This is a genomic window from Pseudomonas sp. JY-Q, from assembly GCF_001655295.1.
GTDB lineage: Bacteria > Pseudomonadota > Gammaproteobacteria > Pseudomonadales > Pseudomonadaceae > Aquipseudomonas > Aquipseudomonas alloputida.
On the sequence record NZ_CP011525.1, the window covers coordinates 437,341 to 459,124 of the forward strand.

Annotated in this window: 20 protein-coding genes; 5 read left to right on the top strand and 15 right to left on the bottom strand. The window is 63.0% G+C overall.

What is annotated here, in order from left to right; genetic code table 11:
- Nucleotides 1–7 precede the first annotated feature (7 nt).
- Nucleotides 8–4,768: a DUF6543 domain-containing protein gene (locus AA098_RS01925; RefSeq protein WP_256545170.1), complete on the bottom strand. Its 4,761-nt coding sequence runs from the start codon at nt 4,766–4,768 to the stop codon at nt 8–10.
- Nucleotides 4,769–4,947: 179 nt separating this feature from the next.
- Between AA098_RS01925 and AA098_RS01930 the strand changes: the two genes are divergently transcribed.
- A complete protein-coding gene (locus AA098_RS01930; RefSeq protein ID WP_003249293.1) occupies nt 4,948–5,367 on the top strand; it encodes a phasin family protein in 420 nt (139 codons plus the stop codon).
- Nucleotides 5,368–5,377: 10 nt separating this feature from the next.
- Nucleotides 5,378–6,166, top strand: a complete 789-nt coding sequence (locus AA098_RS01935) for a phasin family protein (protein ID WP_064613770.1) — start codon at nt 5,378–5,380, stop codon at nt 6,164–6,166.
- Between the two features lie 111 nt (nt 6,167–6,277).
- Here the strand turns inward: AA098_RS01935 and AA098_RS01940 are convergent, their stop codons facing one another.
- The 14 genes from AA098_RS01940 to gshB form a co-directional block, all read right to left on the bottom strand.
- Complete coding sequence (locus AA098_RS01940; protein ID WP_003249297.1) at nt 6,278–6,892, bottom strand: TetR/AcrR family transcriptional regulator; 615 nt, start codon at nt 6,890–6,892, stop codon at nt 6,278–6,280.
- A gap of 12 nt (nt 6,893–6,904) precedes the next feature.
- On the bottom strand, nt 6,905–8,587 hold the full coding sequence (gene phaC / locus AA098_RS01945) for a class II poly(R)-hydroxyalkanoic acid synthase (RefSeq protein ID WP_004576726.1): 1,683 nt from the start codon (nt 8,585–8,587) through the stop codon (nt 6,905–6,907).
- Between the two features lie 48 nt (nt 8,588–8,635).
- Nucleotides 8,636–9,487: a poly(3-hydroxyalkanoate) depolymerase gene (phaZ, locus tag AA098_RS01950; RefSeq protein WP_004576725.1), complete on the bottom strand. Its 852-nt coding sequence runs from the start codon at nt 9,485–9,487 to the stop codon at nt 8,636–8,638.
- 62 nt (nt 9,488–9,549) lie between these two features.
- Complete coding sequence (gene phaC, locus AA098_RS01955; protein WP_004576724.1) at nt 9,550–11,229, bottom strand: class II poly(R)-hydroxyalkanoic acid synthase; 1,680 nt, start codon at nt 11,227–11,229, stop codon at nt 9,550–9,552.
- A 268-nt stretch (nt 11,230–11,497) separates the two neighbouring features.
- Nucleotides 11,498–11,875, bottom strand: coding sequence for a gamma-butyrobetaine hydroxylase-like domain-containing protein (locus AA098_RS01960; protein ID WP_003249306.1), 378 nt, complete (start codon nt 11,873–11,875; stop codon nt 11,498–11,500).
- A 166-nt stretch (nt 11,876–12,041) separates the two neighbouring features.
- Nucleotides 12,042–13,385, bottom strand: coding sequence for an ATP-dependent protease ATPase subunit HslU (gene hslU, locus AA098_RS01965; protein WP_003249308.1), 1,344 nt, complete (start codon nt 13,383–13,385; stop codon nt 12,042–12,044).
- 76 nt (nt 13,386–13,461) lie between these two features.
- The gene (gene hslV / locus AA098_RS01970) at nt 13,462–13,992 is read right to left on the bottom strand and encodes an ATP-dependent protease subunit HslV (RefSeq protein WP_003249309.1); all 531 of its coding nucleotides are present in this window, start codon (nt 13,990–13,992) and stop codon (nt 13,462–13,464) included.
- A gap of 211 nt (nt 13,993–14,203) precedes the next feature.
- Entirely contained in the window at nt 14,204–15,475 is a 1,272-nt protein-coding gene (locus AA098_RS01975) for a dihydroorotase (protein WP_012053915.1), read from the bottom strand.
- Nucleotides 15,472–16,476 (bottom strand): aspartate carbamoyltransferase catalytic subunit, encoded by a 1,005-nt coding sequence (locus AA098_RS01980; protein ID WP_003249311.1) that lies wholly within the window; start codon nt 16,474–16,476, stop codon nt 15,472–15,474. Before AA098_RS01980 ends, AA098_RS01975 begins: the two co-directional genes overlap by 4 nt.
- A gap of 12 nt (nt 16,477–16,488) precedes the next feature.
- On the bottom strand, nt 16,489–17,007 hold the full coding sequence (pyrR, locus tag AA098_RS01985) for a bifunctional pyr operon transcriptional regulator/uracil phosphoribosyltransferase PyrR (protein WP_020191541.1): 519 nt from the start codon (nt 17,005–17,007) through the stop codon (nt 16,489–16,491).
- Between the two features lie 49 nt (nt 17,008–17,056).
- The gene (ruvX, locus tag AA098_RS01990) at nt 17,057–17,482 is read right to left on the bottom strand and encodes a Holliday junction resolvase RuvX (RefSeq protein WP_003249316.1); all 426 of its coding nucleotides are present in this window, start codon (nt 17,480–17,482) and stop codon (nt 17,057–17,059) included.
- Nucleotides 17,482–18,051 carry a YqgE/AlgH family protein gene (locus tag AA098_RS01995; protein WP_003249318.1) on the bottom strand — a complete coding sequence of 190 codons (570 nt, stop codon included), beginning with the start codon at nt 18,049–18,051 and terminating at the stop codon, nt 17,482–17,484. Before AA098_RS01995 ends, ruvX begins: the two co-directional genes overlap by 1 nt.
- Before the next feature lie 164 nt (nt 18,052–18,215).
- A complete protein-coding gene (locus AA098_RS02000; RefSeq protein ID WP_003249319.1) occupies nt 18,216–19,121 on the bottom strand; it encodes an energy transducer TonB in 906 nt (301 codons plus the stop codon).
- Between the two features lie 91 nt (nt 19,122–19,212).
- Nucleotides 19,213–20,166: a glutathione synthase gene (gene gshB / locus AA098_RS02005; RefSeq protein ID WP_003249322.1), complete on the bottom strand. Its 954-nt coding sequence runs from the start codon at nt 20,164–20,166 to the stop codon at nt 19,213–19,215.
- 238 nt (nt 20,167–20,404) lie between these two features.
- On the opposite strand from gshB, the gene AA098_RS02010 reads away from it, so the two are divergent.
- From AA098_RS02010 to AA098_RS02020, 3 genes are read left to right on the top strand one after another with little or no spacing between them, the layout of a single operon-like run.
- Nucleotides 20,405–20,806 (top strand): PleD family two-component system response regulator, encoded by a 402-nt coding sequence (locus AA098_RS02010; protein ID WP_003249324.1) that lies wholly within the window; start codon nt 20,405–20,407, stop codon nt 20,804–20,806.
- 47 nt (nt 20,807–20,853) lie between these two features.
- On the top strand, nt 20,854–21,219 hold the full coding sequence (pilH, locus tag AA098_RS02015; RefSeq protein ID WP_003249327.1) for a twitching motility response regulator PilH: 366 nt from the start codon (nt 20,854–20,856) through the stop codon (nt 21,217–21,219).
- A complete protein-coding gene (locus AA098_RS02020) occupies nt 21,216–21,770 on the top strand; it encodes a chemotaxis protein CheW (protein ID WP_003249330.1) in 555 nt (184 codons plus the stop codon). The genes pilH and AA098_RS02020 overlap by 4 nt, the downstream gene beginning before the upstream one ends.
- Nucleotides 21,771–21,784 lie beyond the last annotated feature (14 nt).

Below are 21,784 nucleotides of genomic sequence, written 5' to 3' on the forward strand. Positions count from 1 at the left end.
TGTCTGGCTACTGCGGCGCGTCCGCCGGGAAAGGAATGATGCCAATCACCTGCTCCAGGCGCAGATCGCCGCGGTAGATCGCGATGCGCTCGCGTGCGTCTGCGGCCTGCTCGAGCATGGCCTTGCGGCCTCTTACACCTGCATCCCAGAACTTGAGGTGGCCCTTGACGAAGTCGTGGGCGCTCGCGTCCAGGTTGGGATAATGAAAGTGCGCCTCCCACAGTACCCTGCGAGGCGCTTGCACATCGCGCACCTCGTAGACATCGAGGTAATCATGGGCGTGACGTAGCTGGCGGCGAATCACGGTCTGCCTGATCCGTATCCGATCCTGCTCGGCCAGGAAGCGCAGCGCCTTGCCGTCGGGATGGCGGGTGTTCAGATAGGCGTCGGTGAGTAGCCGAAGCCTTTCGTGGTGGACGCGGTCTACCGCTGCACGCAGGAGGTCGATCAGGCCGTTATCCAGTGGGTTGTTCAGCTCGCTCAGCTGCTGTTGCACTTCGCGCATGTCACCGGCCGGCCATTCCAGAAAATCGCTCAGGCTGTTGGGCTCATCGGCATAGTGAGCGGCGAACGCGATTTTCCCATCCACCTCTGCCAGCAGGCGGTTTGCTCGTTGGCGCACCTGGGCCCGGTCACGTTGGGCGGGCCGTGCTTGCTCAGCCACGGCATGCCACACCCCGTCGCGTTGCGCGAAACTGCCTGCCGGCTCATGGTTGAACGCATTACGCTGAATTGCCCGGTTGCCCACCTGGTCGATTTCCACCAGCAGCGGTCGACCTCGGTCAATACGGATGACGCGCCGCCTGATGGTCGCGGGGCGATGACCGGGGGAAGGCGGAGGTGGGCTGATGCCGCTGTCGACGTTGGCCAAGATCGCGCTCAGTTGCTGCTCCGTGACCTGGGTCATCGTTGACACTTCGCGTATGTATTCGTCCAGCACGTCAGTGACCAGTGCAGGCGAGTCCAGTGTCTTCATGTACTGGGCGCGGTCCAGCACGGTACGGTATTTCTGAAGGATATCGTCAAGCAGTTCGGCCTTGACCTGGGGTGACTCTTCGGTAGCTGCCAGCCCGTCGTGGCTCCATACCGTGCGGCTCAACTCGAGGTTGCTGAGCGGCGCACGCATTGCAAGCAGGTGCTCGGCCATGTCCGCAGAAAGCCGCGTCTTGTCGACGACGAGGTAAGCCAGGTCACTGAGCAGTTGTGCCCGAATCACCAGTGTCGAATAGGTCCTGCTCCGATTGGTCTGGGCGAGCTTCGTGGCTTTATTGGCAAAGTCGATCTTGGGGTCATCGAGGGCCTCTGCCAGCGTCCGGTCCAGTCGCTGGCTGGCGGCAAGCAGGCGGCGGCTGGCCTGGCAGGAATCGTGTACCCGTTCGCGATAATCGAGGTACTGCTGAATATCTTCGGCAGTTTCGGGAAAGCGGCGCAGCATTGCGGCCTGTGCGCTCAATGCCTGGTGGTCGACCTGCTCTAGCAAGCGGCGGCACAGCAGCATGTCGTTTTCGATGGCAGCACCGTACCAATTACCATATTGACGTCGGCTCTGGGGGCGATTGTCGCATTTGCTGAACCGTGGTTCGGCCATTTCCTTGAACACTTCGATGTTCCCATGCAACAGCGTGCTCTGTCGCTCCAGGTAGAGCGCGGACGCCCTGATTTCAGGCAATTGGCGTAAGCGTTGGGCTTTCAGTGCCTGCTTTTGAAGCTGCAATGCTGGCGGCAGTGACGTGCGCTCCTGGTCAGGCAATACATCGATAGCCCGGCTGTACTGCAGCGCGAGTTCGTCATAAGCCTCCAGTTGCACTCTGCTGCGCTCCATGAGTAGCCCCACCTGATTCAGCGCGTGTTGATTCGCCGTGGCGGTTGCGCTCAACGTATCGAACCGCTGGCGGTTTTCGGCGTTGATGGATTGCCTGTTCCTTGGCATGCCGCCATAGAGGTTCAGGTTCAAAGACCATTGGCCATGCCAGCGCGTAAGCCATGGTCCTTTTTGCCGTTCACGACCAACGATGTGGTAACCGTCCGGGGCGCCATTCCATTGGGACACCCACTCGCTGCTGCTCGGCTCGGGGCCGATGATCTGCATGCCGTTCCACGTCTCGATGACCTCATAGGTGCCATCGCCCAGCTTGGCGTAGTAACGACCGGCAATATTGTACAACCCACGCAAACGGCCCCTTGTCAGTGGCGTGTGCCCTTCGAGTGGCTGCGAGGCTTGCAGTTGGGCCAGTGACTGGCGCTCCTGTACCGACAGGTTGCTCAGGCGCTGCCCGTCATGCCAGCCATCTACACGCACGAGCGTGGGCTGCGGCGCCTCGACGGGGGGCTGCCAGGGTTTCTCCTGTGGCTGCTCGAGCGCTGGGGGCGGGGTCTCTTCCTTCGGCGCAGGGCCTGAAAAACGTAGCCTGGCGGGCTCTTCGCTGTTGGCAGGTGGCGTTGCGGGGCGGTGGGCAAGGAGCAAGGCCAGGTTGGTGACCAGGTCTATGGCTGCGACGATCTTGTCGTCACCGCTGCGCTTGATCAGCGCCTCGACGTCTTCCTTGGCTGCCGACAGCGCCACCACCAGCCACACCAGGGTGGTCATCGGGCCATGCCAAAGTTGGGTGACGGTATTGAAGATCGCCCACGCAGCCTCCTTCACCAAAGCCCGCACTTCCTGGGCATTGGAGACGCTGTTGCTGGCTGAGGCCAATAACATGGTCTCGATACGCGCGTTGAACAGGTGGGTGTCCAGATCATCCGTCCAGGCCTGGAACGAGGCCTGGACCGGGCGTCTGAGGCGTTGCAAAAGGCGGTCCAGCAGCTCGACCGGCACATTGAGCAGGTGCGTCAGCTTGGTCATGTTCGGGTGCAGGTGCGGGTGCTTGAACCCGTCGTTCTGGTAAGTCGGACGCGCGTCATCCTCGAGCCAGGCCAGTACGCTCTCTTGCAGTTCGCCCCTGCTGCGGATTGCGTCCATCAGCAATTCGAGGTTCGGAAATTCCTGCAGCGCCCTGTCAGCATAGAATGGGCGGTACAAGACCCAGCTGCCGCTTGCCGGTATTTCGATGATGAACATCCCGTGCGCCACATCGCTTGCCGAAGCGCCAGGCGCGCAAAGGAACGCCAGGGGGGCGATGCGCAGAAGGTCCACGCCATTGTCCATGCCCTGGCAGAACCTGAGCATTGCCTGGCTTGCCGCTTCGCCAAGCTGTCGCTCGATCTTGGCCTTCAGCGTGCTGAACCGAAGGGCGTAACGCCATTCCCTGGCATGCTGGCGGATTCGCTCGGCCCTGCGCGGCTGGGTGTTGACTTGGTCCTTCAGGTAGAAGGGGTAGTGACCGCCGATGTCGACCTGATGAATCAGGCCCCTGATCTGGTCGATGCTCAGCCAGTCGGTCACAGGCGAGCCGTCCTCGAAGTTCATCCCGCTCATCACCTCGCCAGCCTCCAGCCGCAGGCGTGAAATCGCCAGGTCGGTCAGGGAAACCGAGTACAAGAACAGTGACTGCCCTTGTGTAGCGGCGCCGATGATGGCCTGGGAAATGCGGATGTGCACCTTGTTCGGGTCGTGTACCGCCTTGTCTGGGTAGCTGGTCTGCAGGGTCTCACGCAAGCGGCGAGCGGCGTAATCACGGATATCCTCGACATCGCCCAGCGATGTGCGGCCCTTCGACCGGCCTTGGTTCGCCGCCAGATCGAGCAGTGCAGTGTGATAGGCATAGCGGTCCTCAGCGCTGGCATTGAGCAGCCATCGCGGCGGACTGACGGCGGGTGCAGTTCGTTCCTGCGAAGGCAGGTCGAAGAAGTAAGCTGACGGGTCGCTCACCTGGCGCAGTTGTCGCTCCATTTCGTCGACGGTTGCCAGGCCGCCAATACGCAGGCGGCCGATGTCGTCCAGGATATCGTTCAGCAGTTGCCTGACCTGGAAGGCGAAAGGGCGTCCGATTACTGGCGTGTGTGCCCAGGACAACGTTTCGAAGCGATAGCGTTGCGCTAGCTGCCGTTGCAGCGCCGTGGCAAAGCTGGGCAGGTCGACATGGCGGCGCACCGAACCGCAGGGCTTGCATTGCAGAACCAGGCTGCGGGTGCCGCTTGTGGTGATGAGCAACAGATCCGGTAGGGTAACGGTGTGTGCCCCGCCATCCGTTCCGAGCGTGACTTGTATCGCCTCGACAGTCAGGCTGTCGTGTACCCCGTCGAGCAGGGCGTACATTGCAGCTTTTGCATCATCTTCAAGGCCTTGACGAGGGAGGTTCTCGAGCAAGGCAGCCTTGATGGTGTGCTCCAGCCAGAGCATGCGCGAGACTTGGCTGTCTTCGTCGAGCCCGTTCCAGAAGCCGATCTGGGCTTGCTGGAAGGCGGGTATCAACGCGCCAAGCACTGTATCGAAGTCATCGTTGAGCTTTGTCAGGTCCGGCATGATTTCGGGCTGGCGAAGGTTGTCCTGGTCTTGCTCCTGAATTTGAAACACATGGGGAGGGCTGATGCTCAGCCTGTCTGCGGCGCCCAGTTGCACACGTTCCTTGGCCAGAAAATGCCTCAGAAGCTCGTCCACCAGCCCGCTCTGACGTGAGAGGTCATCGGTGCTGGCCGGTGCATGCAGGATGACGAAAGGATCGAGCGATGTGATGTGAGGGTGGTTACGGTGCACCCATGGATACCGGTCGCTGAAAATCTGGAATGCTTCTTTTGATAAAACGTCCCGCAGGCTGGGTCGTTTGGAGAAACAGGCTGCCACGCGTTGCTTGAACGTCAGCCTGGGTGGGATTGCTGCAGCAGTCATAGCGTCGATGTCCGTGAGGTGAAGCCTGCGACGCTAGCGCTATGGTCAAAGGGGCTTGCGGTATATAGATGTGACAACGAAGACCTTAGGGTGAGGTTTCTAATTTTCTTCCCTACCTTATGCTCAAGCCCAGCCTCCATGGGCGGTTTTCCACCACTCATGAGCATGAGGTACACAGCATGGCCAAAGTGATTGTGAAGAAAAAAGACGAAGCCCTGGGCACGCTTGGCGAGGTGCGCGGCTATGCGCGCAAGATCTGGCTGGCCGGTATCGGCGCCTACGCCCGCGTCGGTCAGGAAGGCTCTGACTACTTCAAAGAGCTGGTCAGGGCGGGTGAAGGTGTCGAGACGCGCGGCAAGAAGCGCATCGACAAAGAGCTCGATGCCGCCAACCACCAGCTTGACGAAGTCGGTGAAGAAGTGAACCGCGTACGCGGCAAGGTAGAAATTCAACTCGACAAGATCGAAAAAGCTTTCGACGCACGGGTCGGTCGCGCCTTGAATCGCCTGGGTATTCCGTCTAAACATGACGTTGAGGCGTTGTCGATCAAGCTTGAACAGTTGCATGAGCTGCTTGAGCGCGTCGCGCACAAACCATAAGGAGAGCAGGATGGCTGGCAAGAAGAACACCGAAAAAGAAAGCAGCTCCTGGGTCGGCGGGATCGAGAAATACTCCCGCAAGATCTGGCTGGCGGGGCTGGGTATCTATTCGAAGATCGACCAGGACGGCCCGAAGCTGTTCGACTCGCTGGTGAAGGATGGCGAGAAGGCCGAGAAGCAGGCGAAAAAGACGGCTGAAGATGTTGCCGAGACTGCCAAGTCCTCGACCACTTCGCGGGTGTCGGGCGTGAAGGACCGTGCGCTGGGCAAGTGGAGCGAACTTGAAGAAGCCTTCGACAAGCGCCTTAACAGTGCCATCTCGCGCCTTGGTGTACCGAGCCGCAACGAGATCAAGGCACTGCACCAGCAGGTGGACAGCCTGACCAAGCAGATCGAGAAGCTGACCGGTGCTTCGGTTACGCCGATTTCGTCGCGCACTGCAGCAACCAAGCCGGCTGCGAGCAAGGCTGCGGCCAAGCCACTGGCCAAGGCAGCGACAGCCAAGCCTGCGGCGAAAACGGCGGCGGCCAAACCTGCTGCTAAAACCGCAGCGGCAAAACCCGCAGCCAAAACCGCAGCGGAAAAACCTGCAGCCAAGCCTGCAGCAGCCAAGCCTGCGGCGAAGCCGGCAGCGGCCAAGAAACCTGTGGTGAAGAAGGCGCCGGCCAAACCGGCAGCCGCCAAGCCGGCGGCCCCAGCGGCCAGCGCTGCGCCTGCTGCGACCACTGCACCGGCACCTGCCGCTACTCCGGCCAGCAGCACGCCATCGGCACCTACCGGCACCGGTACCCTGATCTGATACCGCGTCGCCTTCTTCGCGGGTAAACCCGCTCCCACAAGATGCGCCAAACCTTGTAGGAGCGGGTTTACCCGCGAATGCGTCGGCTGCAACACAACATCTCCAGCAGGCCTACCCCTCCAGGTACTTCACTGCCAGCTGCTCCGCCGCCGCCCGGGCCTGGGCCTGCAGATGCGGCGCCACCAGCATCATCACCTGGTACACCACGATCCCCACATCCCCCTCGCGCCCCAGCACACGCTGGTAATCCAGCGAGAACATCAGCGTCAGTGTGATCTGCTCAACCAGTTGCCCCAGCGCCTGGGTATCGCTCTCTACCAGCCCTTGGCTCTTCAGGCTGGCCAACAGCGCCGCCAGCGTGCGTTTGACTGCAGTGATCAGGCTGCGCATGCCTCGGGCGAGCTTGGGCAGGCGCCCGGTCAGGTTGGACAGGTCCTGGAACAGGAAGCGGTACTGAGCCATGCGCTCGACGATCAAGTGCAGAAACAGCCAGTAGTCCTCTGCGTCCAGGCGCACCTCCAGCGGCGGGTCCAGCAACGGCATCAACGCTTCTTCAAAACGCTCGAACAAGCCCAGTACCAAGGGCTCCTTGCCATGGAAGTGGTAGTACAGGTTGCCTGGGCTGATGCCGAGTTCGTTGGCAATTTCCAGGGTGGATACGTTGGGTTCGCCCTGCTGGTTGAACAACTGCAGGGCGCATTCAAGGATACGGTCGCGGGTTTTCATCCAGTCAGCAGCTCATCGGGTCAGGACGTAGGTGCCTGGCGCGGGGCCTAGCGGTGGGTAAGTGGCGTTGCCCAGTTCAGTGCGCGGTGCCTTGAGCAGGCCGGAGCGCGCGGTGATCCACTCCAGCCACAACGGCCACCAGCTGCCTTCGCTGCGCTTGGCGTCGTGGAACCAGGCGCGTGGGTCGCTGCTCAGCTTGGGGTTGGCCAGGTAGTAGGCCTTGGGGTTGCCTGGCGGGTTGATGATGCTCTGGATATGCCCGCTGTTGGCCAGCACGAAGCGCCGCTCGCCACCCAGCAGCAAGGCCGAGCGGTACACCGCGTCCCATGGCGTGATGTGGTCGTTGCTGCCGGCCACGGTAAAGCTGTCGATATTGACCTGCTGCAGGTCAATCGGTGTACCGCACACCTCCAGCCCGGACGCGTAGGTCAAGGGGTTGAGCTTGAAAAACTCCAGCAGGTCGCCATGCAGCGCGGCGGGCAGGCGCGTGCTGTCGGCATTCCAGTACAGGATGTCGAACGCCGGCGGCGTCTTGCCGAGCAGGTAGTTGTTGACCCAGTAGTTCCAGATCAGGTCGTTGGGCCGCATCCAGGCGAAGATCCGCGCCACTTCGCCACCGTCCAGCACGCCGCGCTGATAAGAGCGGCGCTTGGCCGCTTCGATGGTCTGCTCATCGGCGAAGAGGCTGGCCGGGCTTTCGAACTTGCTGTCCAGCAAGCTGACCAGATAGGTGGCACTGCGTACCCGGCGCAATTGCTGCTTGGCTTGCAGGTGGCCTTGCAGTGCGGCCATGGTCAGGCCGCCGGCACAGGCGCCCATCAGGTTGGGGTCGCGGTTGCCGCTGATACTGCGGCAGGCATTGAGCGCTTCCTCCAGGGCTTGCACGTAGCTGGAAAGGCCCCATTCACGGTGGCGTGGGTCGGGGTTGCGCCAGCTGACCATGAACACCTGCAAGCCGCTTTTGAGCATGTACTGGACAAAGCTGTTGGTAGCGCTGAGGTCGAAGATGTAGAACTTGTTGATCTGAGGCGGCACGACCAGCAGTGGGCGTGCGTGCTGCTTTTCGCTCATCGGCGAGTACTGGATCAGCTCCAGCAGCTCGTTGCGAAATACCACTGCGCCAGGGGTCGCCGCCAGGTTGGCACCTACTTCGAAGGCGCGCTCGTCCACCTGACGCGGCAGCCCATCGTTGTGACGCAGGTCGTCGAGCAGGTGGGCCACGCCGCGCACCAGGCTCTGGCCGCCGGTGTTGAACAGCTCCTTGACCGCCAGCGGATTGAGCAGTGAGTTGCTGGGTGCCAGCGCATCGTTGATCAGGTTGAACAGGAAGTGGGCGCGGGCTCGATCATCGTCGTTCAAGTGGCTTTCATCGATCCACTGGCGTGTCTGCTTCTGCCAGGCTAGGTAGGCCTGCAGGCCGCGGCGGTAGAACGGGTTCTGGCTCCAGGTCGGGTCACTGAAGCGTGCGTCACGCGGGTTTGGCTGGTAGGGCGTGTCCCCCAGCATCACCCGCCCCAACTGCCCGCCAAGCGCCAGCAGATGATGCGCGGTATGCAGCGGGTGGCGCAGACCGTGGCGGCCGACGTTGCGCAGCGTGGAAAGCAGGTCGCGGCCGCGCAGGCCGAGGATGGCGTTCTGCACGTTCATGCGGGTGGCGGGGAGCGTTGTCGATCCTTTGGCCGGTTTGTCTTTCATGGCAACACTCCCTCGTCTGATCCATTTCCCCTGTCAGCCGCAGCTGTTTCACCCCCCCGAGGCCGGACGGGGATGCATGACCGCACGCTGACGTTCTTGCTGCAGGAACTTCATGATGATCGGGGCGACGGCTTCGGCACGGGTGATCAGGAACAGATGGCCGTCGTCGATAATGTGTAGCTGGGCATTGGGAATCCGCCAGGCCAGCAGGCGCATGTTGATCAGCGGGATCAGCGGGTCGTCGTCACCGGCCAGTACCAGGGTGGGCTGCTGGATCTTGTGCAGCCAGTGGATGCTGGTCCAGCCCAGCCCGGCGAACAGCTGCCAGTAGTAGCCCAGCTTGCCGCCGGAGCGCACTTTGGCAGCATGGTGCATGGCCAGGTCGGGGTCACGTCGGAAGCCGCCGCCATAGATCATCGGTGCAATGCGGATGACATGCGACGGCTGCACGTAACGCCGTGGGCTGGCCATCATCCACAGCACCTTGGGCTTGCCTGGCACCATTACCGCACCGGCAGCGGTGGCGGCCAGCACCAGTTTCTTGCAGCGCTCGGGGTAATCGTGAGCAAACTGCTGGGCCAGGGCGCCGCCCCAGGACACGCCGATGACGTTGACCTGGCCGTAGTCGAGGTAGTCGAGCATGCGTGCGGTCAGCTTGGCCAGCCCAGGGAAGCGATACGGGTGGCGTGGTGTGGACGAGCCGCCGACCCCAGGCACATCGAAGGCGATGACTTCCAGGTCCGGGTCAAGTGCATCGATGAACGGGAACACCAGCTCGAGGTTGGCGCCGATGCCGTTGAAGATCAGCAACGGCGTCAGGTGCGGTTTGCCGGGGCGAACAGCGGTGCGGATGGACTGGTGGTCCAGCTCGACGGTCCTGAAAATGTAGGGTTGCGGCATGCACGTGACTCTTGGGTGAAGTAAACACCGTGGCGCCCCGCAGGCCGCCACGGCGCTGTAACTCAACGCTCGTGAACGTAGGTGCCTGGGGAGGCTTCGCCGGCCGCGTAGGCACGGTTGCCCAGGCGGGTCGGTGCCTTTTTCAGCGCACCGGCACGCTCGCCCAGCCAACTTTGCCAGTGCAACCACCAGGAGTCTGCATGCTTGGTGGCGTTTTCCTGCCAGGCCACCGGGTCCCCCGGGCGGTCGGCACCGGTCATGAAACGTGCCTTCGGGTTGCCCGGCGGGTTGAGGATGCTCTGGATATGCCCGCTGTTGGACAGTACGAATTCGATCTTGCCACCGAACAGATGTGCCGAGCGGTAGCATGACGGCCATGGGGTGATGTGGTCGTTGGTGCCGGCGAGGCTGTAGATGTCGCATTTGACCTGTTTCAGGTCGATCGCGGTGCCGCACACTTCCAGGGCATCGGGGCGGGTCAGCGGGTTGCTTTTGAACATTTCGATCAGGTCGCCGTGGAAGGCGGCCGGCAGGCGCGTGGTGTCGTTGTTCCAGAACAGGATGTCGAACACGGGGGGCTCATTGCCCAGCAGGTAGTTGTTAACCCAGTAATTCCAGATCAGGTCGTTGGGGCGCATCCAGGCGAACACCTTGGCCATTTCGCTGCCTTCCAGCACGCCCGCCTGATAAGAGTGGCGCTTGGCGGCCTCCAAGGTCTGCTCGTCGACAAACAATGCAACCTGGTTGTCCATGGTGGTGTCCAGCACGCTGACCAGCAGGGTCAGGGCGTTGACCTTGTTCTCGCCAATGGCGGCATAGTGGCCCACCAGTGCGGTACAGGTGATGCCGCCGGAGCAGGCGCCGAGCATGTTCAAGTCCTTGCTGCCGGTAATCGCCAGCACCGCGTCGACGGCTTCTTTCAGCGCATCGATGTAGGTGGACAGGCCCCACTCGCGCTGGGCCTTGGTCGGGTTGCGCCAGCTGATGATGAAGGTCTGCTGCTGCGAGCGCAGGCAGAAGCGCGCCAGGCTCTTTTCCGGGCTGAGGTCGAACACGTAGAACTTGTTGATCTGCGGTGGCACCACCAGCAGCGGGCGGGCATGCACCTGTTCGGTGATGGGGCTGTACTGGATCAGTTCCAGCACATCGTTGCGGTACACCACCGCGCCTTCACTGGTGCCCAGGTTCTTGCCCACTTCGAAGGCATCCATGTTCACCTGGCTGGGCATGCCGCCGTTATTGACCATGTCCTTGGCCAGGTTGGACAGGCCATCGAGCAGGCTCTTGCCGCCGGTTTCGAAGAAGCGTTTGACCGCAGCCGGGTTGGACAGGGTATTGGTCGGCGCCATGGCCTCGGTCATCAGGTTGATGACGAACTGGCCGCGGCTGATGTCCTGGGGGGACAGGTCGCTGCTGCTCACCCAGTCCTGCAGCTCCTTGCGCCAGGCCAGGTAGGTTTGCAGGTAGCGGCGGTACAGCGGGTTGTTGCTCCAGGCCGGGTCATTGAAGCGACGGTCGTCGCTGTCCGGGGCCAGGCTGGATTTGCCCAGCAACACGTTCTTCAGCTCCAGGCCAAAGTGAGCCACATGCTTGGCGCTGTGCAGCGGTTGGCGCACGGCCTGGCGCAGCACGGTGCGTGCCGAGCTCAACAGGTCCTTGCGGCGGATGCCGATGACCGGGTTCAGCCCCAGGGTGTTTTCCGAGGCCTGCCGCTGCAGCTCATCGTTGTTCTTGTTACTCATCTACGACGCTCCGTTGTCCTGAGACGAGTACCGGTTGCTGTGGTGGGTGCACAGCCCTGAGCCCGGTACTGCTACTCGGGTGACCAGTGATAAGGAACAGCGGTGCTGCGTGGGTGCTGACGACCTGCAAAGTGATGCAGGGAACTTGCCACACCCATTGGTTACCCGACTTTCGTGTAATGCGCAAGACAGCCCTTCACTGGGCTGTCTGCAAGTCATTCAAACAGATGAATTTAGAAAATGCGCTCTAAACCCCTCAGGCCTTGCGCTAGAGCATGAGCTTGACCACAGATTCGGCTGGGTCGCGGGATTTGCCGGCCTTGTGCAACTCGTCGAGGTATTCCGCCCACAGTTGTTCCTGGCGCAGGCACAGTTGCTCAAGGTATTCCCAGGTGAACAAGCCGCTGTCATGGCCGTCGTCGAAGGTCAGTTTCAGTGCATATTGGCCGGCAGGTTCCAGGCCACTGAGGCCGACGTTGATCTTGCCGAACTGCAGGATGGGGTTGCCGTGGCCCTGGACCTCGGCGGAGGGAGAGTGCACGCGCAGGAACTCGGCGGGCAGGTGGTAGACCTCGCCGGGCGCGTAGGTGAGGCTGAGGGTTTTGGAGGCTTTGTGCAGGTTGATGGCGGTAGGCAGGCGGGCCATGGGCAGAATCTCTCGGGAGCTGATGAAGCACAGCTTCCAGCTTATGGGGGAGGGATTCAAGGGCCTCTTCGCGGGCAAGCCCGCCCCTGCACGGATCACCACAGGCCCAAGGGATGGGGTGACATGTGCAGGAGCGGGCTTGCCCGCGAAACTGTCGAAACCGGTCTTACAGGATGTAACGCGACAGGTCTTCGTTCTGTGCCAGCTCACCCAGGTGGCTGTTCACATACGCCGCGTCGATCTGGATCGGCGCTTCGTCATGGGTGCTGGCCAGGTCGCCCGCACTGAACGACACTTCTTCGAGCAAGCGCTCGAGCAGGGTGTGCAGGCGGCGGGCACCGATGTTTTCGGTCTTCTCGTTGACCTGGTAGGCAATCTCGGCCAGGCGCTTGATGCCGTCGGCGAGGAACTCGATGTTCAGGCCTTCGGTCTTCAGCAATGCCTGGTACTGCTCGGTCAGCGACGCGTGCGGCTCCTGCAGGATACGCTCGAAGTCTTCCGGGGTCAGCGCCTTCAGCTCGACACGAATCGGCAGGCGGCCTTGCAGCTCGGGCACCAGGTCGCTCGGCTTGCTCAGGTGGAATGCACCCGAGGCAATGAACAGAATGTGATCGGTCTTGACCATGCCCAGCTTGGTGTTGACGGTGCAGCCTTCGATCAGCGGCAGCAGGTCGCGCTGCACGCCTTCACGGGACACATCGGCGCCGCCAACGTTGCCGCGCTTGGCAACCTTGTCGATTTCGTCGATGAACACGATGCCGTGCTGTTCGACCGCTTCCAGGGCCTTGGCCTTGAGTTCTTCCTCGTTGACCAGGCGGCTCGCTTCTTCATCGCGAACCATCTTCAGCGCTTCTTTCACCTTCAGCTTGCGCGCTTTGCGCTTGCCCTTGCCCATGTTGGCAAACAGGCTCTGCAGCTGGTTGGTCATTTCTTCCATGCCGGGCGGCGCAGCAATTTCGACACCGACGGCATCGGCCACTTCAATCTCGATTTCCTTGTCGTCCAGCTGGCCTTCGCGCAGGCGCTTGCGGAACAGCTGGCGGGTGTTGGAGTCGCTGCTGGTCTGCGCGGCTTCTTCGCTGAAGCTGGTGACGCGTGCCTGGGGCAGCAGGGCGTCGAGGATGCGGTCTTCGGCGGCGTCTTCAGCGCGGTGGCGCACGCGGATGATTTCCTGCTCGCGCAGCATCTTCAACGCGGCATCGGCCAGGTCACGGATGATCGACTCGACGTCGCGGCCCACGTAGCCCACTTCGGTGAACTTGGTGGCTTCGACCTTGAGGAACGGCGCGTTGGCCAGTTTGGCCAGCCGGCGGGCGATTTCGGTCTTGCCGACGCCGGTAGGGCCGATCATCAGGATGTTCTTGGGGGTAACTTCGGCACGCAGCTCGGCTGGGAGCTGCATGCGCCGCCAGCGGTTGCGCAGGGCAATGGCCACGGCGCGCTTGGCGTCGTCCTGGCCGATGATGTGGCGGTTGAGTTCGTGGACGATCTCGCGGGGGGTCATGGACATGATCAATACGGTCCTTGGGCAGGTGAGTCAGCGTGGAAAAGCCCCTTCACCGGGAAGGGGCGCCAGAACAGCTGAATCAGTCGGCCAGGTCCTGCTCCTCGATGGTCAGGTTGTGGTTGGTGAACACGCAGATGTCGCCGGCGATGTTCAGGGCGGTCTCGGCGATTTCGCGGGCCGAGAGGTCGGTCTTGTTCAGCAGGGCACGGGCTGCGGCCTGGGCATAGGCGCCGCCGGAACCCATGGCGATCAGGCCATCTTCGGGTTCGACCACGTCACCGTTGCCGGTGATGATCAGGGATGCATCCTTGTTGGCCACGGCCAGCATGGCTTCCAGGCGGCTCAGGGAGCGGTCGGTACGCCATTCCTTGGCCAGCTCGACGGCGGCGCGTACCAGGTGACCCTGGTGTTTTTCCAGCTGACCTTCAAAGCGCTCGAACAGGGTGAAGGCGTCGGCAGTGGCGCCGGCGAAGCCCGCGATGACCTGGCCGTGGTACAGGCGGCGCACCTTCTTGGCGTTGCCTTTCATCACGGTGTTGCCAAGGGATACCTGGCCGTCGCCGCCCATGACGACTTTGCCGTTACGGCGGACAGAAACGATTGTGGTCAAGGGGAGAGTCTCCACGCAGCGGGGCGAAAGTGCCTGATGCAGACTCATATGGGGGTGGGGGGAAGGATTTCAACCGGGGGGGATGAATGGTCGCGCTTGGCGGGGGGACTATGTGAAGGCATTCGCGGGCATGCCCGCTCCCACAGGGTTACCACATGCCTTGGAATTGTGGTGATCCTGTGGGAGCGGGCGTGCCCGCGAAGCATGTTACTCAGGCCTCGTGGCAGACGTGGCCATCGACCAAGGTATAACGCACCGCACCCGGCAGGCAGTGGCCGATGAACGGGCAGTTCTCGCCACGGGAGAACCATTGTTCGCCAGCAACGGTGGACGCTTGCGGGTCGAACAGCACCAGGTCGGCCGCGCCACCCACTTTCAGCTCCCCAGCCGGCAGGCGCAGGGCGGCAGCCGGGCCGCTGCTCAGGCGGGCCAGCAAGGTCGGCAGGTCGAGCAGGCCGTCTTGCACCAGGGTCATGGCCAGTGGCAGCAGCAACTCGACGCTGCTGATACCCGGCTCGGTGGCGCCGAACGGGGCCAGCTTGGCGTCGCGCTCGTGCGGCTGGTGGTGGCTGGAGATGGCCTGGATCACCCCCGACTTCACCGCCTCACGCAATCCGTCACGGTCGGCAGCGGTGCGCAGCGGCGGCTGCACGTGATACAGGCTGGAGAACTCGCGCAGCGACTCGTCCGTGAGGATCAGCTGGTACAGCGCTACATCGGCGGTCACAGGCAGGCCCAAAGCCTGGGCCTGGGCGATCAGCCGCGCGCCACGGGCGCTGGTGATCTGGCTGAAGTGCGCACGCACACCGCTCTGTTCCACCAGCAGCAGGTTGCGCGCCAGGGCCACGGTTTCGGCGCTTTCCGGGATGCCCGGCAGGCCGAGGAAGCTGGCCATGGCACCTTCGTGGGCCAGGCCGCCCTGGGCCAGGTCGCGGTCCTGGGAGTGGAACACCACCGTCAGGTCGAAGGTGGCGGCATACTCCAGGGCGCGGGCCAGGGTACGGTTGTTGGGGATTTCCTTCAGGCCGTTGCCAAACGCTACGCAACCGGTGTCACGCAGGGCCACCAGTTCGGCCAGTTGCTCGCCCTCCAGGCCCTTGGTCAGGGCGCCGACCGGGTAGACCTTGCTGTTGGCGGCTTCACGGGCGCGGTCAAGAATAAGTTCGGCTACCGCCGAGGTGTCCAGCACCGGCTTGGTCTGTGGCGGGCAGCACAGGCTGGTGACACCGCCGGCAACGGCAGCGCGGGTTTCACTGGCGATGTTGCCTTTGCGGCTGTAACCCGGCTCGCGCAGGGACACGCCCAGGTCGACCAGGCCGGGCGCAGCGACCAGGCCATCAGCCTGGATCGTGCGGCTGGCGCTGAAGCCGGCCGGTGCGGCGCCGATGGCGACAATGCGGCCGCCGTCCAGGTGCAGGTCGGTGACCTGATCCAGGCCGCTGTTGGGGTCGATCACCCGGGCGCCAAGAATACTGATGGTCACTGGGCGTTCTCCTGGTCCAATTGACGTTGCGCGTTCTGCCCGCTCATGGCCATGGACAGCACGGCCATGCGCACGGCGATACCGTAGGTGACCTGGTTGAGGATCACCGAGTGCTTGCCATCGGCTACCGCCGACTCGATTTCTACGCCACGGTTGATCGGGCCCGGGTGCATGACGATGGCGTCAGGCTTGGCCCCGGCCAGGCGCGCGGTCGTCAGGCCGAACAGGCGGTAGAACTCGCCTTCACTGGGCAGCAGGCCACCGGCCATGCGCTCACGCTGCAGGCGCAGCATGATCACCACGTCGACGTCTTTCAGGCCTTCGGCGAGGTCGGTGTAGACCTTTACGCCGTACTGCTCGATACCGATCGGGATCAGGGTTTTCGGCCCGATCACACGGATGTCCGGGCAACCCAGCGCTTTGAGCGCGAGCATGTCGGAACGGGCCACACGCGAGTGCAGGATGTCGCCGACAATAGCCACGGACAGGTTTTCGAAGCTGCCTTTGTGACGGCGGATGGTGAGCATGTCGAGCATGCCCTGGGTCGGGTGCGCGTGGCGGCCGTCACCGCCGTTGATCACGGCCACTTCCGGGCACACGTGCTCGGCGATGAAGTGCGCGGCGCCGGAGTCGGAGTGGCGTACGACGAACATGTCGGCGGCCATGGCTTCGAGGTTGCGCAGGGTGTCGAACAGGGTTTCGCCCTTGCTGGTCGAGGAGGTCGACACGTTCAGGCTGATCACGTCGGCCGACAGGCGCTGGGCTGCCAGTTCGAAGGTGGTACGGGTACGGGTCGAGTTCTCGAAGAACACGTTGCACACAGTCTTGCCGCGCAGCAACGGGACTTTTTTCACAGCCCGGGCACCGACTTCCAGGAAGGAGTCGGCGGTGTCGAGGATCTCGGTGAGCAGTTCGCGAGGCAAACCGTCAAGCGAGAGGAAGTGGCGCAGCTGGCCCTGATCATTGAGCTGCAGCGGGCGCTTGGCGTCGATTGGCGTCATCGCGGGGGACTCTTAAAGGGCGGAAGCGGAGGCGAGGTCCTGGCGCTCGAGGGCGAGCGGTGCGGGTCCGGTCAATTTTACCCGTTCATGGGCGGCCAGCGACAGGGTGGCGCCGAGCACGTTCGGGCGAATCGGCAGTTCGCCGGCATCCAGGTCCAGCAGGCAGACCAGGGTGACGCTGGCCGGGCGGCCGTAATCGAACAGTTCGTTGAGCGCCGCGCGGATGGTACGACCGCTCATCAGCACGTCATCCACCAGCACCAGGTGCTGGCCTTCGACTTCGAACGGCAACTCGGACGGGCGCACCTGTGGGTGCAGGCCGTTCTGGCTGAAGTCGTCGCGGTAGAACGACACGTCCAGGGTGCCCATTGGGCTGGTGTCGCCCATGGCATCCTGCAGGGCCTGGGCAACCCAGACGCCGCCGGTGCGGATACCGATATAACGGGGCTCGGTGATTGCCCGGCGCGCCAGGTGGGCACGAAGGTCGACAGCCATCTGCCGGATCAGCTCGGCGGGATTGGGTAGGCTCATTGCGGGCTCCTTGGAAGGGTGCGCCGGGTGGACCCGGCGGCAAAGATGATCAGGTATTGGCCTCCAGCCAGCCTTGCAGCAGCAAGGCAGCGGCAATGGCATCGACCGGATTGTCGCGGTAGCTGCCACGCTGGCCGCCACGGGCCATGCGCTCGCCTTTGGCCTCGAAGGTGGTCAGGCGCTCGTCGTGCGTGTGCACGGGCAGGTTGAAGCGGCCGTTTAGGCGGCGGGCGAACTTTTCGGCGCGGGCGCTCATCTCGCTGGGCGTACCGTCCATGTTCAGCGGCAGGCCGACGACAATGGCATCTGGCTTCCATTCGGCAATCAGCTTTTCCACCTGGGCCCAGTCCGGTACGCCGTTCTGCGCCTTCAGGGTGCACAGTTCGCGGGCCTGGCCGGTAATCACCTGGCCGACGGCCACGCCGATCTGTTTGCTGCCATAGTCGAAGCCCAGCAGCAGGCGTAGTTCAGCCATCAGGCGTGGCCCGCCTGGCTGGTCAGCAGGTGCAGGTTGATCCCCAGGCTGGCGGCCGCAGCCTCAAGGCGCAGGTCGCTGGCCATGCCGAAGACGATTTCCGGGTCGAACGGGCAGTTCAGCCAGGCGTTGTCGGCCAGTTCCGCTTCCAGTTGGCCCGCTTCCCAACCGGCATAGCCCAAGGTGATCAGGCTCTGTTTCGGCCCCACACCGGCGGCGATAGCCAGCAATATGTCCTGTGACGTGGTCAGCGACAGCCCTTCCAGCGCCACGCTGGCCTGGAAACTGCACTCGCTGCTGTGCAGCACGAAGCCGCGGTCGGTTTGTACCGGGCCACCCTGGTAGATCGGCACCTGCAAGGTGCTGGCCGGCGGCGTTTCGTCCGGGCGCAGCTGCTCGAGGATGTCGGCCAGGCTCAGTTCCTGTGGTCGGTTGACCACCAGGCCCATGGCGCCATGCTCATTGTGCTCGACGATATACGTGAGGGTCTGGGCGAAGTTCGGATCGGCCATGTGCGGCATGGCGATCAGGAACTGGTGCTTGAGGTAGCTGGGTGCGAGGGTTTTCATGGGGGATAGTGTGGCGCCAGGTGGCGAGACTGACAAGGTGCGGATTTGTGTCGTCAGGTTGGCGCTTGGCTTGAGGTTTTTGGCGCTTTTGAGATCGAGCGCCGCCCGCGCGGCGCTCGATATCCGCGCTAGCACGCACCGAAAGCCCTACACCAAGGCTGAACTCAATTACTGGACAAACGGTCCCCACGGGCAAAGCGCCAGGTGCGGATGATCTCCAGCCGGTCGAACTCGGCCAGATCACCGGTAAACGGTGCAAACGGCGCGGCCAGCCGCACGATGCGCTGCGCCGCCTGATCCAGCACGGGCTGCCCGGACGATTCCAGCACCAGCACCTCGTACAGCGAGCCATCGCGGTTGATCGACACCATCATGCGCAAATTGCCGTAGATCTGCTGTCGGCGTGCTTCATCGGGGTAGTTCAGGTTACCCACGCGCTCGACCTTCTTGCGCCACTCTTCCTTGTACCAGGCGCCCTTGTCGCGCATGGTCGACGCGGCGTTCAGGCGATGGATGCGCGGGCGCTTGGCGTACATCTGCTGTTCGTTGGACAGCTCCGCTTCCAGGCTGGCGATCTGGCTGGACAACTGCGAGCTGTCGAAGTCCGGCGTCGGTGTGGCTGGCTTGGGCTGTGCTTTGCTTTCCTTGGGTTTGGGTTCGACCTTGTGCGGCTTGGGCGCAGTAGTCACCACCGCCGACTTTTTCGGGGTAGGGGGGGGTACCACCTCGGGCCTGGCCGCAGGCGGTGGGGTGATTTTGTTGATCTTGCTGTCCTGGAACGGCGCCAGCTCGGTGGTCTTGGGCACCGCTTTCTTGTCCAGGGTGCCGCTGCCTTGCTGGTTGTCCTGGGCCTGGAAGTCAGCCTTCTCGGGCGGTTTCTCGCTCTTGAAGGTGGCCAGGGTGATGTCCATGGTGTGGCGGATTTCGGCAGGCTTGACCACGGTGAAGCCGACGCCAAGGATCAGCGCCAGGTGCACCAGCGCAGCCAGGAACAGGGTGAAGCCAAGCCGGTCCGCAGGGCGAACACGGGGAGGCAGCAGGTCGGCAGGGACGTCAGCGGGCAGCGTCATCAGGTATCCAGCAACCGCAGGGCGGGGCAGCAGCTCAGTCGAATAGGACCGGCATCATACCCCACTCTACGGCTTTACTTCGCGTTGGCTGTCAGCGTGCTTTGAGCTTGCGATCAATGGCATCCATCAGCTTGCCACCGATATCGGTGTTGTAGGCGGCATCGATCTCGCGGATACAGGTGGGGCTGGTGACGTTGATTTCGGTGAGGTAGTCGCCGATCACGTCCAGGCCAACGAACAGCAGGCCCTTCTCGCGCAGCGTCGGGCCGACCTGGGCGGCGATCCAGCGGTCGCGCTCGGTCAGTGGGCGGGCTTCGCCACGCCCGCCCGCGGCCAGGTTGCCACGGGTTTCGCCGCTGGCCGGAATGCGTGCCAGGCAATAGTCCACTGGCTCGCCATCGATCATCAGGATGCGCTTGTCGCCGTCCTTGATTGCCGGCAGGTAGGCTTGGGCCATGATCTGCTGGGTGCCCAGTGCGGTCAGGGTTTCCAGGATCACCGACAGGTTGGGGTCGCCCGCCCGGTGACGGAAGATCGACGTACCGCCCATGCCATCCAGTGGCTTGAGGATCACGTCGGCATGCTTGGCGGTGAATTCGCGAAGGATGTCCGGGCGGCGGCTGACCAGGGTCGGGGTGGTGCATTGCGGGAACAGCGTGGCGAACATCTTCTCGTTGCAGTCGCGCAGGCTTTGCGGGCGGTTTACCACCAGTACGCCGTCGTTCTCGGCTTGTTCCAGCAGGTAAGTGCTATAGACGAACTCCATGTCGAAGGGCGGGTCCTTGCGCATCAGGATCACGTCCAGCTCGGCCAGCGGGCTGTCCTGCTCTTCGCCCAGTTCGAACCAGCGTGCAGGGTCGGCAAACACCGTCAGCGGGCGCATGCGGGCGCGGGCCTTGCCTTCGCCCTGGTACAGGTCTTGCTGTTCCATGTAGAACAAGCTCCAGCCGCGTGCCTGGGCGGCCAGCAGCATGGCCAGCGAGCTGTCCTTCTTGTAGGAGATGGACGCGATGGGGTCCATTACAATGCCGAGGCGAACGCTCATGGGGGGTCCTCTTGGCGGCAGGTGGCCGCGGTGGATCGAAAGAAAAGTGGCTCAGGGTGGCGCCGGGAGCGCCGCCGGTCAAGGGGCGCGGCAGATGGAATGGGCACCCGGAGTGTGCTAAAAATGCAGCTGCAAGCCTTGAGCTACAAGCCTCAAGAAAAGAGCATCCATGCGCCGAGCTGCTTTCTTGCAGCTTGCCGCTTGCAACTTGCGGCTTCAATCCTACTGGTAGGCGTCTATGGAACAACCCCTGAAGGTGATGGTGATCGACGATTCCCGCACGATCCGCCGCACCGCGCAGATGTTGCTCGGTGAAGCGGGCTGCGAGGTAATCACCGCCAGCGATGGCTTCGATGCCCTGGCCAAGATCGTCGACCATCAGCCCAGCATCATTTTTGTCGATGTGCTGATGCCACGCCTGGACGGCTACCAGACCTGCGCGGTAATCAAGCACAACAGTGCCTTCAAGGACACCCCGGTTATCCTGCTGTCGTCCCGCGATGGGCTGTTCGACAAGGCCCGCGGCCGGGTGGTCGGTTCCGATCAGTTCCTGACCAAACCGTTCAGCAAGGAAGAACTGCTCGATGCGATCCGCGCCCATGTGCCCGGGTTTGCCACACCTCAACAACACGCACCCTGACCGAGCCCCGCCATGGCGCGGTCCTACTTTCCTGATGGGGAAACAGCATGGCCCGAGTTCTGATTGTCGACGACTCGCCGACAGAGATGTACAGATTGACCGAATGGCTGGAAAAGCACGGCTACCAGGTGCTCAAGGCCAGCAACGGTGCCGACGGCGTGGCCCTGGCCCGGCAGGACAAGCCTGACGCGGTGCTGATGGACATCGTCATGCCTGGCATGAACGGTTTCCAGGCCACCCGCCAGCTCAGCAAGGACCCGGACACCAGCGCTATTCCAGTGATCGTGGTAACCACCAAGGACCAGGAAACCGACCGTATCTGGGCCACGCGCCAGGGTGCCCGTGACTTCCTGACCAAACCGGTGGAAGAGGAGGCGCTGATCGCCAAGCTCAAAGAAGTGCTGGGGGCTTGACCACCCGCCCGCAAGGCGCGTCGCTGACCGCCTTTGAGTTGTTGCTGGACATCGACCGGCGCTGTCGCCTGCTGGTTGCCGACCAGCCGCCGCAGGACAACCGCGTGCAGCAGTGGAGCGGCATTGGCTTTCGCATTGCCGGGCAGTGGTTCGTCGCGCCCATGGGCGAAGTGGCCGAGGTGCTGCGCGAACCGCGCAGTAGCCGCGTCCCCGGCGTGCAGCCGTGGGTGTGCGGGGTGGCCAACCTGCGTGGCCGGCTGTTGCCGGTGATGGACCTGAGCTGCTTCTTCGGCCTGGGCCACGCCGCACCGGGCAAGCAGCGGCGAGTGCTGGTGCTGGATCACGACGACCTGTTCGTCGGCTTGCTGGTCGACGAGGTGCTGGGCCTTCAGCACTTTGCCCTCGACAGCCTGCAGCTGTCGCCGCCGCAGCCTCTGATCCTTGCCGCTGCGCGCTTTGTGCAGGGGTATTTTCCGCGTGAACGTAACTGGGCGATCTTCAGCCCCTTTGCCTTGGCCCAGGCGCCAGGCTTTCTCGATGTGGCGTTATAGGACCTGCGAACGTG

What these genes read in the sequence shown, in the direction of transcription:
- AA098_RS01925 (WP_256545170.1), bottom strand. Translation starts at nt 4,768, where the DNA reads ATGACTGCTGCAGCAATCCCACCCAGGCTGACGTTCAAGCAACGCGTG.
- AA098_RS01930 (WP_003249293.1), top strand. Translation starts at nt 4,948, where the DNA reads ATGGCCAAAGTGATTGTGAAGAAAAAAGACGAAGCCCTGGGCACGCTT.
- AA098_RS01935 (WP_064613770.1), top strand. Translation starts at nt 5,378, where the DNA reads ATGGCTGGCAAGAAGAACACCGAAAAAGAAAGCAGCTCCTGGGTCGGC.
- AA098_RS01940 (WP_003249297.1), bottom strand. Translation starts at nt 6,892, where the DNA reads ATGAAAACCCGCGACCGTATCCTTGAATGCGCCCTGCAGTTGTTCAAC.
- phaC (WP_004576726.1), bottom strand. Translation starts at nt 8,587, where the DNA reads ATGAAAGACAAACCGGCCAAAGGATCGACAACGCTCCCCGCCACCCGC.
- phaZ (WP_004576725.1), bottom strand. Translation starts at nt 9,487, where the DNA reads ATGCCGCAACCCTACATTTTCAGGACCGTCGAGCTGGACCACCAGTCC.
- phaC (WP_004576724.1), bottom strand. Translation starts at nt 11,229, where the DNA reads ATGAGTAACAAGAACAACGATGAGCTGCAGCGGCAGGCCTCGGAAAAC.
- AA098_RS01960 (WP_003249306.1), bottom strand. Translation starts at nt 11,875, where the DNA reads ATGGCCCGCCTGCCTACCGCCATCAACCTGCACAAAGCCTCCAAAACC.
- hslU (WP_003249308.1), bottom strand. Translation starts at nt 13,385, where the DNA reads ATGTCCATGACCCCCCGCGAGATCGTCCACGAACTCAACCGCCACATC.
- AA098_RS01980 (WP_003249311.1), bottom strand. Translation starts at nt 16,476, where the DNA reads ATGACGCCAATCGACGCCAAGCGCCCGCTGCAGCTCAATGATCAGGGC.
- pyrR (WP_020191541.1), bottom strand. Translation starts at nt 17,007, where the DNA reads ATGAGCCTACCCAATCCCGCCGAGCTGATCCGGCAGATGGCTGTCGAC.
- ruvX (WP_003249316.1), bottom strand. Translation starts at nt 17,482, where the DNA reads ATGGCTGAACTACGCCTGCTGCTGGGCTTCGACTATGGCAGCAAACAG.
- AA098_RS01995 (WP_003249318.1), bottom strand. Translation starts at nt 18,051, where the DNA reads ATGAAAACCCTCGCACCCAGCTACCTCAAGCACCAGTTCCTGATCGCC.
- AA098_RS02000 (WP_003249319.1), bottom strand. Translation starts at nt 19,121, where the DNA reads ATGACGCTGCCCGCTGACGTCCCTGCCGACCTGCTGCCTCCCCGTGTT.
- gshB (WP_003249322.1), bottom strand. Translation starts at nt 20,166, where the DNA reads ATGAGCGTTCGCCTCGGCATTGTAATGGACCCCATCGCGTCCATCTCC.
- AA098_RS02010 (WP_003249324.1), top strand. Translation starts at nt 20,405, where the DNA reads ATGGAACAACCCCTGAAGGTGATGGTGATCGACGATTCCCGCACGATC.
- pilH (WP_003249327.1), top strand. Translation starts at nt 20,854, where the DNA reads ATGGCCCGAGTTCTGATTGTCGACGACTCGCCGACAGAGATGTACAGA.